10 protein-coding genes are annotated in these 12,697 nt (G+C 65.7%); 5 read left to right on the top strand and 5 right to left on the bottom strand.

Going from position 1 to position 12,697, the window contains the following annotated elements; all coding sequences use genetic code 11:
* Positions 1–63: 63 nt before the first annotated feature.
* From truB to HNP98_RS22210, 5 genes are all read right to left on the bottom strand, one after another.
* A complete protein-coding gene (gene truB, locus HNP98_RS09620) occupies positions 64–840 on the bottom strand; it encodes a tRNA pseudouridine(55) synthase TruB (RefSeq protein ID WP_246275061.1) in 777 nt (258 codons plus the stop codon).
* Positions 841–1,040: 200 nt separating this feature from the next.
* Positions 1,041–1,871: an undecaprenyl-diphosphate phosphatase gene (locus tag HNP98_RS09625; RefSeq protein ID WP_173809850.1), complete on the bottom strand. Its 831-nt coding sequence runs from the start codon at positions 1,869–1,871 to the stop codon at positions 1,041–1,043.
* A gap of 139 nt (positions 1,872–2,010) precedes the next feature.
* The gene (locus HNP98_RS09630; protein ID WP_173809851.1) at positions 2,011–2,334 is read right to left on the bottom strand and encodes a DUF3098 domain-containing protein; all 324 of its coding nucleotides are present in this window, start codon (positions 2,332–2,334) and stop codon (positions 2,011–2,013) included.
* 6 nt (positions 2,335–2,340) lie between these two features.
* A complete protein-coding gene (locus tag HNP98_RS09635; protein ID WP_173809852.1) occupies positions 2,341–3,225 on the bottom strand; it encodes a cell division protein FtsX in 885 nt (294 codons plus the stop codon).
* Between the two features lie 173 nt (positions 3,226–3,398).
* Positions 3,399–7,988, bottom strand: a complete 4,590-nt coding sequence (locus HNP98_RS22210; protein ID WP_173809853.1) for a translocation/assembly module TamB domain-containing protein — start codon at positions 7,986–7,988, stop codon at positions 3,399–3,401.
* Positions 7,989–8,176: 188 nt separating this feature from the next.
* On the opposite strand from HNP98_RS22210, the gene tsaD reads away from it, so the two are divergent.
* From tsaD to HNP98_RS09665, 5 genes are all read left to right on the top strand, one after another.
* Entirely contained in the window at positions 8,177–9,190 is a 1,014-nt protein-coding gene (gene tsaD, locus HNP98_RS09645; RefSeq protein WP_173809854.1) for a tRNA (adenosine(37)-N6)-threonylcarbamoyltransferase complex transferase subunit TsaD, read from the top strand.
* A gap of 103 nt (positions 9,191–9,293) precedes the next feature.
* A complete protein-coding gene (gene smpB / locus HNP98_RS09650; RefSeq protein WP_173809855.1) occupies positions 9,294–9,749 on the top strand; it encodes an SsrA-binding protein SmpB in 456 nt (151 codons plus the stop codon).
* Positions 9,750–9,900: 151 nt separating this feature from the next.
* A complete protein-coding gene (locus HNP98_RS09655; RefSeq protein WP_246275062.1) occupies positions 9,901–10,692 on the top strand; it encodes a C40 family peptidase in 792 nt (263 codons plus the stop codon).
* A gap of 173 nt (positions 10,693–10,865) precedes the next feature.
* Positions 10,866–11,360: an HNH endonuclease gene (locus HNP98_RS09660; RefSeq protein ID WP_173809856.1), complete on the top strand. Its 495-nt coding sequence runs from the start codon at positions 10,866–10,868 to the stop codon at positions 11,358–11,360.
* A gap of 94 nt (positions 11,361–11,454) precedes the next feature.
* A complete protein-coding gene (locus HNP98_RS09665) occupies positions 11,455–12,678 on the top strand; it encodes a DUF3298 and DUF4163 domain-containing protein (protein ID WP_173809857.1) in 1,224 nt (407 codons plus the stop codon).
* Positions 12,679–12,697 lie beyond the last annotated feature (19 nt).

The raw sequence follows: 12,697 nt of genomic DNA on the forward strand, positions 1-12,697 counted from the left end.
GGCAATGTGCCGCATTTCTTTTCCGGCGGGCGGGACCAGTGGGTGCCGGGGCCGCCGCGCCGGCTACTCCGGGGCTTCCGCCGCCGGGCCCCCGGCGGCCTGCTGGGCGGCGTAAAAGTCGAGGCCCGCGCGGCGCGGGGCGCGGCCGTCGCGGCGGGGCCGGGCGTCGGGTACGCCCTCGGGCCGGGGCGGGGCCAGGGCCTGCACGTCGGCCAGCGTCAGGGCGTCTTCTACCCGGTACGCGCCGATGCGGGTGCGCCGCAGCGCCGTGAGGTGGGCCCCGACGCCCAGGGCCGCGCCCAGGTCGCGGGCCAGGCTGCGGATGTAGGTGCCCTTGGAGCACACCACCCGAAAATTCACGTCGGGCAGGGCGATGCGCGTCAGCTCGAAGGTTTTGATTTCGACGGACTTGGCCTTGATTTCGGCCTCCTGGCCCTTGCGGGCCAGCTCATAAGCGCGCTTGCCGTCGATTTTCACGGCCGAAAACAGCGGCGGCGTTTGCTGGATGGGGCCCACGAACTGCTGCGTCGCGGCCCGGATGTCTGCCTCTGTAAGGTGAGCGTAGGGCCGCTCGGCGTCCACGGCGGTTTCCAGGTCGAAGCTTGGCGTGGTCTGGCCCAGGCGAAAGGTGCCGGTGTACTCTTTTTCCTGGGCCTGAATCTGGTCGATTTCCTTGGTTTTCTTGCCCGTGCAGAGGATGAGCAGGCCGGTGGCCAGGGGGTCGAGGGTGCCGGCGTGGCCGATTTTGCGGATGCGCAGCGCGTTCTTCACCTTCCGCACGCCGTCGAACGACGACCAGGTGAGGGGCTTGTCGAAGAGCAGGACGACCCCTTCTTCCAAGCTGTTAGCTGATATTTCTAAGCTGCTGGCTGATATTTCTAAGCTGTTGGCTGATAGCTGCTGGCTGTTAGCTTTTTCGGCGGTGCGGTCAGCTACTGGCGGTTGGCCAGTAGCTTTTTCAAAATCATTCTCCATTGCTCATCAACACTTCTCAAGGGAAAAAGCTAACGGCCAACAGCTATCAGCTAACAGCCAAAAACCTACACCAGCTGCAAGTTCACGCCCAGCCCGATGAGCAGCAGCAGCAGCCCGCCCACGATGATGCGGTAGATGCCGAAGGCCCGGAAGCCGTACTTCGCCACGAAGCCCACGAACAGCCGGATGGCCAGCAGCGCCACCACAAACGCCACCGCGTTGCCCAGCAGCAGCAGCTTCACCTCCTGCCCCGAAAACAAGTGGCTCGGACTGATGCCGTGGAGCTTGGCTTCCTTGTAGTAATCGTACACGTCTTTGGCGGCCGCCGCGGCCATCGTGGGCATGGCCAGGAAAAACGCAAACTCGGCCGCCGCCCGCCGCGTGAGCTTCTGGGTGAGGCCCCCGATGATGGTGGCGGCCGAGCGGCTCACGCCCGGCACCACGGCCAGGCACTGAAACAGGCCGATGACGAAGGCTTCCTTCCAGCTCGGGTTCGTGACCGGGTGGCCGCCGCGCTGCGCGTCTTCCTGCGGAAACCACCGGTCCACAAACAGCAGCACCACGCCGCCGAGCAGCAGCATGGCCCCCACCGTCGTCACGGATTCGAGCAGCGCGTCGATGTGCTTTTTTAGCAGCAGCCCCACCACCACGATGGGCAAAAAGGCCACCAGCAGCTTGAGGTAAAAATCAAAGCTCTGGAAAAACCGCTTCCAGTACACCACCAGCACCGAGAGGATGGCCCCCAACTGAATGACCACCAGGTAGAGCTTGGCAAACGGCGTCATCTGCACGCCCAGCAGGGCGGAGGCGATGATCATGTGCCCGGTGCTGGACACGGGCAAAAACTCGGTGATGCCTTCCACGATGGCGAGGAGCAAGGCGTGCCAGTAGGTCATTATTTCAGTTAGCGGTTAACATTTATCATTTAACAATCAGCATTTACCATTCAATATTCAGGGCTTTTCACTCAATTTCCTGCCGCGCAGTGGGGATGATGGATGAGTGTTAAATGTTGACTGATAAATGTTAAATGACTCAGAGGCGCTTGTAGGTAGGCTTGGCTACCGGGGCCACCGGCGCGGCGGGTGCCGGGGCCCCGGTGGGGTTGAGGGTGAAGGCGGTGGGGGCGGGGGCCGCGTCGGAGCGGCTCACCACGGCCGAGTTGTCGCGCACCAGGATGGCCGCGAACTCTACCAGGAAGCCGGCGATGAGCAGCAGGGGCCCCAGGGTGATGCCCACGAAGTCTTCGCCGTAATTATTCTTGTCGCCGAACATCATCGTGACGAAGCCGATGGCGAGCAGCACCAGGCCGATGCCCATGAGGCGGTAGTTGCGGGGGCCGAAAGCGAATCGTTGCATAGGGAGTTAGTACAGGTCGTCGAGCGACCCTTTTAAGTATTTATTGACGGCCCAGTACGAGCTAAAAAACCCGATGACCACGCCCAGGCCCACCACCGCCAGCAGCAGGGCCCCGATGAGCAGGTCGTCGCGCAGCTGGCCCAGCGGCACCACTTCGAGGTAGGCGTATTGCAGCAGGGCCCCCAGCAGCAGGGCCGCCAGCACCCCGCTGGCGAAGCCCTGCCAGGTGGCCCGCCGCAAAAACGGCCCCCGGATAAAGAAGGGCGTCGCGCCCACCAGTTGCATGGACCGGATAAGAAACCGCTGCGAGAAGATGGCCAGCTTGATGGTGTTGTTGACCAGCACGACCACCGCCGCCACCAGCGCCGCCGCAAAGCCCAGCAGCACCAGGCTCACCCGCGTCAGGTTGGCGTTGATGCTGGCGAACAAGTCGCGCGGGTACTGCACCTCGAACACGCCGCGTTGGGCCCGCAGGCTGCGCTGCAGCTGCCCCAGGTGCAGCGTGTCGGTGTACTCGGGCCGCACTTTTAAGGTGTAGGCGTCGCGCAGGGGGTTGTCGTCCAGGAACTGGCGGAAGTCCTCGCCGGTGCTTTGCAGCAGCTGCCGGGCCCCGTCTTCCTTGCTCACGAAGCGAATTTGGGGGCGGCCATCGCGCTCGGCCACGCCGGGCTGGCGGCCCAGGTCCTGCTGGAGGCGCAGCAGCTCGGTTTCGGGCAGGTTGCGCTCCAGGTACACCTGCACCTCCAGGTTTTCGCGCACCGCCTCGCTCAGCTTGTGGGCGTGCACCAGCAGCAGGCCAAACAGGCCCACTACCACCAGCGCCAGCGTAATGCTGCACACGACCAGAAACGTGGGGTAGGAGCCGAGCTTTTTCTTGTGAACGGGGGGCATGGGCCGCAAAGGTAGCCCTTCGGGCAATGAACATTTATCAATTAACATTTAACAAGCAGGCCTTGGTGAACGGCTATGCCGTTCCATTAGCTGTGTCAGCACGAACGCCTAACGCTGCCCGACGGCTCTTTTTGAACGGCTGTTAAATGTTAATTGATAAGTGTTAAATGGCCTCACAACGCCGTGCGCGGGTCGTTTTCCACGCTCAGCACTTGCTTGCCTTCGCGGGCCCGCTGCCGGTTGCGCTCGCTGGCCCGCGGGTTTTTGCGGCTGAACAGCTCCCCGAACGAATCGAACTGCTCGGTGTGGAGCAGCGAGAGGCCGGCGCGCGGCTGGTTGATGGTTTCCAGGTCGCGGGGCGTGGTTTCGTAGCGCAGCTTGGCCCGGAATTTCCCGTCGGGGCGCAGGTAGTACTCCAGGCTCAGGTCGCCGAGCAGCGACGTTTGGCCCGAATAGTTGGCCAGGGTGCCGCTGGTGGTACCGGGGGCCGCCAGCCCGGCGCTGCTCGTGAAGCCGCCCTCCCGCGTCACGCGCAGGCGGCCCCCCAGCAGCGAGTAGCTCAGGCGCACTTGCAGGGCCTGGAGCTGGTCGGCGGTGAGGCCGTTGATGTTGAAGTCGATTTCCAGGTTCTGGTCAATCTGCGACGTCAGCAGCCCGAGCTGGGTGCTCAGTATCTGCCCCAGCGAGTTCTGCACCGTGTTGTCCTGGCCCCGGATGGAGAGCTGCGTGAACGAGCCCGGCGGGGCCAGCTGCTTGAACACCAACAGGCTGAATACCTGCCGGTTCAGCTCCTGCTCGTCGTTGCGCAGCGACGACGTGAAGGCCGCCAGATCGCCCTGCAACGTGCCCGGCGCGTCGTTGAACTCCAGCCCCAGCTTGATGGCCGGCAGCAGCAGGGGCCCGGTCAGCGTCATCACGGCCGTGACGGGCACCACGGCGGCGGCCGAGCCCCCCGCGCCCAGCACCGGGGCCAGCGACGTGCGCTGGGTGTAGGTGGCCGTCACGTTCATCTCGCCGGCCAGCGGGTCGCCGTTCCAGGAGATGATGCCGCCCGGCCGCACCACGAACTCCTTGTTAATCAGGCCTTGCAGCGTAAAGTTGTAAGCCCCCCGCACAATCTCTACCTGGCCGTACATGTTGAAGTCGCCCCGGGTGTCGATGTTCAGGCGCAGCTGCCCGGCCGCCGAGCCCCGGATGACGTCGCCGGTGCTCTCGTCCAGCAAAATCTCCAGGTAGGCGTCCGGCGTCACGGTCAGGTTGAAGTCGAGCTTGACGCCCGACAGGTCCACCTTGTCGGTCGCCGCCACCGGAATTTTCTTGGTCGTTACGGTATCGGCAATGTTGTTATTGACGAACTTGATGTAGCTGGCCTTCTGAGCCTTGGCGGCGTTGTCGAGGGGCAGCGAAAGGCGGGTGCCGGCTTCACTGGTGGCCCGCACCACGATGGACAAATCGTCGGTGGGGCCCGTCACGCGGGCCGTGCCGGTGGCGTAGGCCGTGCCGAAGTACAGGTCGTTGTCTTTGCGGACGGTATTGAGCACTTGCATCTTGCGGAAGTTGGCCGCGATGTTCAGGCGCATGTCCTGGAATTGGTGGTGCGCAATCACGCCGTCCACCACGCCCTGGTTGCCCAGCGGGTCGTGCAGCTTCACGTTGTGAAACGAAATGTCGTTCAGCGTGAAGCTGATGCGGTCGGCAAACGTGTAGGTGGTGCCCAAGTAGCCGAAGGTGAAGCGGCCGTTCTTCACGTCCACGTCGCCCACCAGGTTGGGGGCCGCAAACTTGCCCGTGAGCCAGAGCGCCCCGCGCCCGGTGCCGCCCAAGTCGCGCAGCAGCGAGCCCAAAAAGGGCTGGGCCAGCACCACCGGCGCGTCGTTGAGCGTGCCGGTGAGGTTGAGCTGCTGCTCGGCGCTGCCCGGGGCCAGGTAGCCGCCCACCGTCAGCACCGACTGCCCGGCGCGGGCAATGTCGAGGTCCACGCCGAGGCGGCCGGTGCGGTTGTCCCAGGCCCCGGTGCCCTTCACCTGCCCAATCAGCGTGCCCTGGTAGGCGAGCGTGTCCACGGTGAGCTTGGTTTCGAAGGCCAGGGGCCCGTACACGCCGCTTACGCTGCCCTCGGCGTTGAGGCGGCCGCCCAGCTTCTGCCCGGTGCTCAGGCCGTTGAGGGTGGCCAGCTGGAAGTCGCGCACCAGGAGCTTCAGCGGCGGCTTACTGGCATCGGATGAAATAAACCCTTGGGCCCCAATGAACTGCGGGCCGTTGCTCAGCGTCAGGTTTTTGACGTCGTAGGCCCGGCCGTAGTCCGAAATCAGCACCGAGTTGTTGGCCGCAATGGTCCACTCCTTGTCCAGGATGTGCACGCCCGACTGGCGGAACACCACTTCCACCGCCCGGGGCAAAAACGCCAGCGAGCCGTTGATGGCCGCCCGGTTGGTGGTGCCGGTCTGGCCCAGGGAGGTCGAGAAGTTGATTTTCTGCTGGTCCCACACGCCTTCCGCCACGAACTTTTCGGTGCGCCCCAGCGTGGGCAGCACCTGCTGGTCGGAAGTGATGCTGGCCTGGGCCAGTACTTCGGGCCGGTAGGGCAGCTTCGAGGTGGTGAAATCCAGGTTGTTGTTCACCGCGAACACGGGCCCGTAGCGCAGGCTGTCGAGGTGGCCCCCGAACTGAAAAATCGAGGTTTCGCCGTTGCGGAACGAGCCGTCGAACCGGCTCCCGTCGGCCACCGCCAGCTCGGGCACGAACAGCTGGAGGAGCGGGTTGGCGTGTTTCAGGTTTATCAGCAAGTCAATCTGGTACGCGGCCAGGGCCCGCTGGCGCTTGCGCTGGTAGTAGGCGGCGGTGGCGGCGGGGTTGCTCTCGAAATTGAGGCGGTACTCGGCCACCAGCGTCCGCACGTCCGCCACCACCACCGACGTGCTGAAGGCCCCGGCGGCACTCACGTTCAGGGCCTCCGAGCGCAGGCTCACGCGCCGCTCGTTGCGGCGGTTGCGGGTGCTCAGCACGTCCAGGGTATCCAGGGCCAGGCGGCGGCCGTTCAGCGCGAACTGCGAGTGGCGCAGGTAGGCGTGGCCGATGAGCGAGTCGAGCTGCACGCCCCGGAACTGCACGTCGGCGGTGGTGGCCACCACCAGCGGGGCCCCCAGCAGGTGCAGGGCCCCCAGGTCGGCGCGGGCAATTTTGGCCCGCAGGTTCACGTCCTGGTGGGCGCGGTCCAGGTCCACGTGGCCGTCGGCGCTCAGGCGCAGGTTGGGGTCGTTGACGGTGAAGTGGCCGGAGAAGGCCCGCTCGTGGAAGTCGCCGTTCAGGGCCAGGTGCTGGTAGCGGTAGCCGTTCAGCCACACGCGGGCTACCGTGGCCTGGGCGTGGCCCCGGGCCACGGGCGGCGCGAAGCCCACGCCGGCCACCTGCCCGTCCACGGTCACGTCCCGAATCACGTCCTCGTTGCCAATAAATTTGCCCAGCTGGAAGTCCGTCGAGTGCACGTGGCCCGAGTAGGCGGCGTGCGAGAAGTCGGTTTTCGTCTTCAGGTTCAGGTCGGTAGCCACCTGGCCCAGGGCCGTGTTGAAGGTAGCGTCGGCCACGAAGTCGTTGTAAAACCCCAGGAACTGCCCGTTCAGCCGCACGCGGCCCAGGCGCTGCACCAGCGTGTTGGCGTCTTTGGGCAGCCAGCGGGCCAGGTCGCTGGCCAGCACCTGCGAGGGCAGCAGGCGCAGGTCAAGGAAGCTTTCCTTGTAATGCGGCAGGTTGTTGGCGTTGACGTGGCGGGCCACCACGTGGGTGCCGCGGCCGTAGCGCAGGTCCAGGTTATTGATTTTGAAGTCGCGCACGTAGCCCGTGGCGTCGCCCGAAATGATAACCGACTCTTTGAGCGCGGCCAGGGCCGGGGCAAACTGGGCGATGTCGCTCGAAAACAGCTGGGACCCGCGCAGCCGCGTGGTCACCTTCATCGAGTCGTTAAAATCGGAGAAGTTGCCGAACTTACGGAAGTCAAACCGCAGGTAGTTAGTAAGCTGGCTGCGGCCCAGGGCCAGGCGCAAATCATCAAACTGCCAGAAGTGGGGCCCGTAGCGCATCGTGGCCGTCAGCTCGTGCAGGTGCGTCTGCGAGGGCGTTTCCACGGCCCGCAGGCCCTGGATTTGCATGGCCAGCGTGTCGCCCAGCCGCACGTGCGAAATGTCGGCGTAGATGCTGTCCACCTGCATGTGGGCGTAGTCCACGCTGCGGCCGTAGTGGGGCTGGCGCGGTTCGTCGGGCTTGTCGAGCACGAAATGGCCGTTGCGCAGGCCCACGCTGGCAATTTGGAAGTCGAACGCCGACTTGGTGCTGTCGCTGGGCCCCGAGAGCCGGCGCACGGCGGCCAGAAACTGGCTCAGGATGGTGGTGTCGGGCTGGCCGGGCAGGTTGCGCAGCTCGAAGCGGGGCTCGTCGAGCACCAGCCGGCCCACGTGCAGGTGGCGCGGGTTGAAGACCGAGAACAGGGCAATGTCGGCGTCGGCCCGGCCCACGCTGAACAGCACGCCCCCGCGCCGGTCCAGCACCCGCACGCCGTCGAGCAGCACCCGCGAAAACGGCCGGATATCGACCCGCCCGATTTCCACCCGCTGGCCCAGCTTCTGGCTGAGGAGGGCCGTGGCCCGCCGCGCCACCCGCGTTTGCACCGCCGGCACCCGCAGCGCCAGCAGCACCCCCAACAGCAGCAGCACGGCCAGGCCCACGAGGCCCAGCAGCAGCTTCAACACAACGGAAAGGACGCGACGCACCGGCAGCTAAACGAATAAAACGGAACGTATGAAAAGGCGAAGTTGCGGCTTTTTAACGGCTTGCGGGCCGGCCCCGGCCGGCAAACGGCGGGCGGGGGCCCCGGGTTCGGCCGCCAAGCCCGAACTTTGCGGCCCCCGCCCGCCCCGTTGGACGAAAAACCGGCCGGCCGGTTTGCTTACCCAATTTCATGCCCGATTTTCCCCGCATCCTGGCCCTCGAATCTTCGTGCGACGACACCGGCGCGGCCGTGCTGGCCGGCGGCCGCCTGCTGAGCAACGTGGTGGCCACCCAAAAAGTACACGAGCAGTACGGCGGCGTGGTGCCCGAGCTGGCCTCGCGGGCCCACCAGCAGCACCTGCTGCCGGTAGTGGTGGCCGCCCTGCGCGAGGCCGGCCTCACCAAGCACGACCTCGACGCGGTGGCCGTCACCCAGGGCCCCGGGCTGCTGGGCTCGCTGCTGGTGGGCGGTATGTTTGCCAAAACCCTGGCCCTGGCCCTGGGCAAGCCCCTCATCGCCGTGAACCACATGCGGGCCCACATCCTGGCCCACTTCCTGGCCGAGCCCCGGCCCACGTTCCCGTTCCTGTGCCTCACGGTGAGCGGCGGGCACACGCAGCTGGTGGTGGTGCGCTCGGCCCTGGACATGGAAATCATCGGCCAGACCATCGACGACGCGGCGGGCGAGGCCTTCGACAAAACCGCCAAGCTGCTGGGCCTGCCCTACCCCGGGGGCCCCCACCTGGATAAGCTGGCCCGCACCGGCAACCCGCTGCGCTTCGCCTTCCCGGTGGGGGCCATGGCGGGCTACGACTTCAGCTTCAGCGGCTTGAAAACGGCGGTGCTGTACTTCCTGAAAAAAGAAACCGCCCAAAACCCCGACTTCATCGCCCACAACCTGGCCGACCTCTGCGCCGGCATCCAGCACACCATCATCGCCACGCTGCTGCGCCAGCTGCGCCGCGCCGCCGCCGACACCGGCCTTACGCAGGTGGCGCTGGCCGGCGGTGTGGCTGCCAACTCGGGCCTGCGCACGGCGTTGCAAGCCGAGGCCGCCGCGCAGGGCTGGCAGGTGTTCATTCCCGATTTCGCATTTTGCACCGACAACGCGGCGATGGTGGCCCAGGCCGCTCATTTCCAGTTCCTGGCCGGCGATTTTGCCACCCAGCTCCTCAGCCCCGACCCGCGCCTGAAGCTGCGCTAGCCCAGCCCGGGCCGTAATGAGGAGTCAGAAATTAATAAGGGAAGAGTTAGAAGGCAAGGTGAGTTTTAACTCTTCCCTTTTAACTTCTAACTACGAAAGCACTATGAAAGACAAAACGCCTGCCCCCGTCAACATCAAGAACCGCCGCGCCAGCCACGAATATTCCTTCCTGGCCAAGTACGACGCGGGCGTGATGCTGCAAGGCACCGAAATTAAGAGCATCCGCGAAGGCAACGTGAACCTGCAGGACGGCTACTGCCTGTTCCACACCGACGGCAGCCTCTGGATTCATTCGCTGCGCATCGCGCCCTACATCTTCGGCACCTACAACAACCACGAGCCCCTGCGCGAGCGCAAGCTCCTGCTCAACAAGCGCGAGCTGAAGCAGCTGGCCGGTAAAAGCCAGGACCAGGGCCTCACCATCATCCCCCTGCGCCTGTTCGTGACGGACCGCGGCTTCGCCAAAATCGAGATTGCCCTGGCCCAGGGCAAAAAGCTCTACGACAAGCGCAACGACCTGAAGGAGAAGGCCCAGAAGCGCGACCTGGAGCGGCAGTAATTCAATTAGTGAATGGAGGAATGGGTGAATACGGGCATGAATACGGGCAAGCGGTAAGCGGACCGTTAAAAGCATCCTTGCTGCCTTTCCTTTGCATCACCCATTCCTTCATTCCTTCATTCACCCATTCTTTCATTCACTCATTCACCCCTTGACCCCCGGCATTTGCGCCCTGAGCGCCGTCCCCGTCCGCGCCGAGCCCAGCGACAAGGCCGAGCAAGTCACGCAGCTGCTGTTTGGCGAGTGCTACACCGTGCTGCAAAGCCAGGGCAAATGGCACCGGGTGCAGGTGGCCGCCGACGACTACGTGGGCTGGGTGGACCACCTGCAGCACACGCCCGTCACGCCCGACTACTTCGCCGCCTGGGCCGCCCAGGACCACCCCCGGGTGCTCGACGTGGTGCAAACCGTGAGCGACGAGGCCACCCGCATCCCGGTGCTGCTGGGCAGCCGGCTGCCGTTTTTCGACGGCATGACCTTGCAGCTGGGCGACAAAGCGTTCTTTTTCAACGGCACCGCCACCAACCCCGGGGCCCCGGCCGAGCCGGCCCGCCAGGTGCAGCTGCTGCGCAAAATGGGCCACCTCTACCTCAAAGCGCCCTACCTGTGGGGCGGCAAGGGCGTGTTCGGCGTCGATTGCTCGGGCCTGGTGCAGCAGCTTTATGGCCTGGTGGGCGTGCAGCTGCGGCGCGACGCCTGCCAGCAAATCGAGCACGGCCAGCCCGTCGATTTCGTGACCCAGGCCCGCCCCGGCGACCTCGCCTTTTTCGACAACGCCGAGGGCCGCATCGTGCACGTGGGCATGGTGCTCGACGAGGGCCTCGTCCTGCACGCCTCGGGCGAGGTGCGCCTCGACCCGCTCGACCACCACGGCATCTACCACCGCGGCCGGCAGGCGTACTCGCACAAGCTGCGCTTAATCAAGCGGTTGCTGGGAGAGTAGGCGCGGGGCCCACGGTGTCGGCCTGGGTAAATCACCGGGGTCGGGCCCGCCGCTAAGATTCGGCGTTTCGGCCGAAACGAACGCGGAAATCCTCGAACTTAACCCCCCCACCAGCTTGTTTATACGCGCAGAAACTCTTAGCTTTCGGCGGGTTATCCGACCCCCTTGCGTGTATGGACCAAAAAGTATTAGTGCTGAATGGCGACTATACCGCCATCACCCTGTGTAGTGTGCAGAAGGCCTTTGTGCTGTTGTTTTTGGACAAGGCGGAGATGATTGCCAAGTCCGAGCACGGGGCCCTGCGCACCGTGTCGCAGGCCTACCCCAAGCCGAGCATCATCCGCTTGCAGCGCTACGTGCGCGTGCCCTACAAAGGCATTGCCCTGAGCCGGCACAACCTCTTCAAGCGCGACCATTTCGAGTGCCAGTACTGCGGCTCGACCAAAACCCTGACCCTCGACCACGTGCTGCCCCGCTCGCGCGGCGGCGAATCGAGTTGGACCAACCTGCTCACCGCCTGCGCCCGCTGCAACCACGCCAAGGGCCACCGCACCCCCGCCGAGGCCGGCCTCACCATCCGCCAGCAGCCCAAAAAGCCCACCCTCACGGGCTTCCTCAAGCTCTCGGCCGGCACCATCGACCAAAACTGGCACGCCTACCTCAACTGAGCCGGGCCCCCTGGGGCCGCTGCAAGCGGTAGCACACGACCGGCCGCCGGGCCCCGCGCGATGAAGCGGGGCCCGGCGGCCTTTTCTTTGGGCCATGAAAAGATTCTGCCGGCTCCTGCTGGTCACCGCGGCGCTGGGTGCGGCGCTGGCCGCCTGCCATTCCGATTCGAAGCCGCGCACCCCGGCGGCCAGTGCGCCCGCCGCCCCCGGGGCCCCCGCCACCGCGCCGCCAGCCAGCGCCACCAACTCGCCCGGCGCGTCGTACCGAATGTACCGCGGCCAGCTGCCCGGGGCCCCCGACAGCATCACGCTGCACCTGCTCACCACCGCCCGCCGCACCGAGGGCGACGAGATGCTGGGCTCCTTCGCCACTTACGCCGGGGCCGACGGCCACCCGTACCAGCTCCTGCTTCACCGCAGCGCCGCCCCCGACAGCCTCGTGCTGGAAGACATCAGCCCCGAGAAAACGGGCCCGAATGAAAGCCCGGGGCCCCTGTGGCGGCTGCGCCGGCAGGGCTCCGCGCTGGTGGGCACCTACCAGGGCCGGCCGTTGCGCCTGCGCGAGGCCCAGCCCGCTGGCACCCTGGCCCTGGCCGTGCAAACCTTCGCCGATTCCGTCGAAGCCTTTCCCGGCAAGCAAAAATCGCCCTGGGGCCAAATCGACTTCCAGGCCGTGGTGCCCACCAGCGGCCCGGCCGCCCTCGCCGACAACGTGTTGCGCCGGCTGAACGACGACACTTTGCCCGGCCGCTCCGCGCTGCCCCCGGCCCAAATCTGGGCCCGGCAGCGCCAACAGTTCCGAACCGAGTACCGCGAAGCCGCCGCCGACAGCCGCTCCGACGCGCCCGCCGACACGGCCGCGCCCTACGGCTACGGCCTGCGCTACCAGCAGCAAGTTGCTACTTACGTGCTCTGGAACCAGGCCCCGCTGCTCAGCCTGGGCTATTTCACTTACAGTTTCAGCGGCGGGGCCCACGGCGGCTACGCCACCCGCACCGTCAGCTACGACACGCGCACCGGCCAGCCGCTTACGTTCGCCGCCGTGTTCCGGCCCGGCGCCCGGCCCCGGCTGGGGGCCTTGCTGGAGGCCGCCGTGCGCCGCACGCTGCGCATCCCCGCCGGCCAGCCGCTCGATGAGCAGCTGTTGGTCAAAAAAATCCCCGTCACCACCAATTTCTACCTCACCAGCGGCGGAGCCGTGTTCACCTACGGGCCCTACGAAATTGCCTCCTACGCCCAGGGCGAAATCAGCGTATTCATTCCGATGGCCGATTTGCAGCCGTTGCTGCTACCCGCCGTTGCCAACCTGGCCAGCTAGGGCCCCCCTAGCCAGTAAA

This window comes from Hymenobacter caeli (genome assembly GCF_013294115.1).
Lineage (GTDB): Bacteria > Bacteroidota > Bacteroidia > Cytophagales > Hymenobacteraceae > Hymenobacter > Hymenobacter caeli.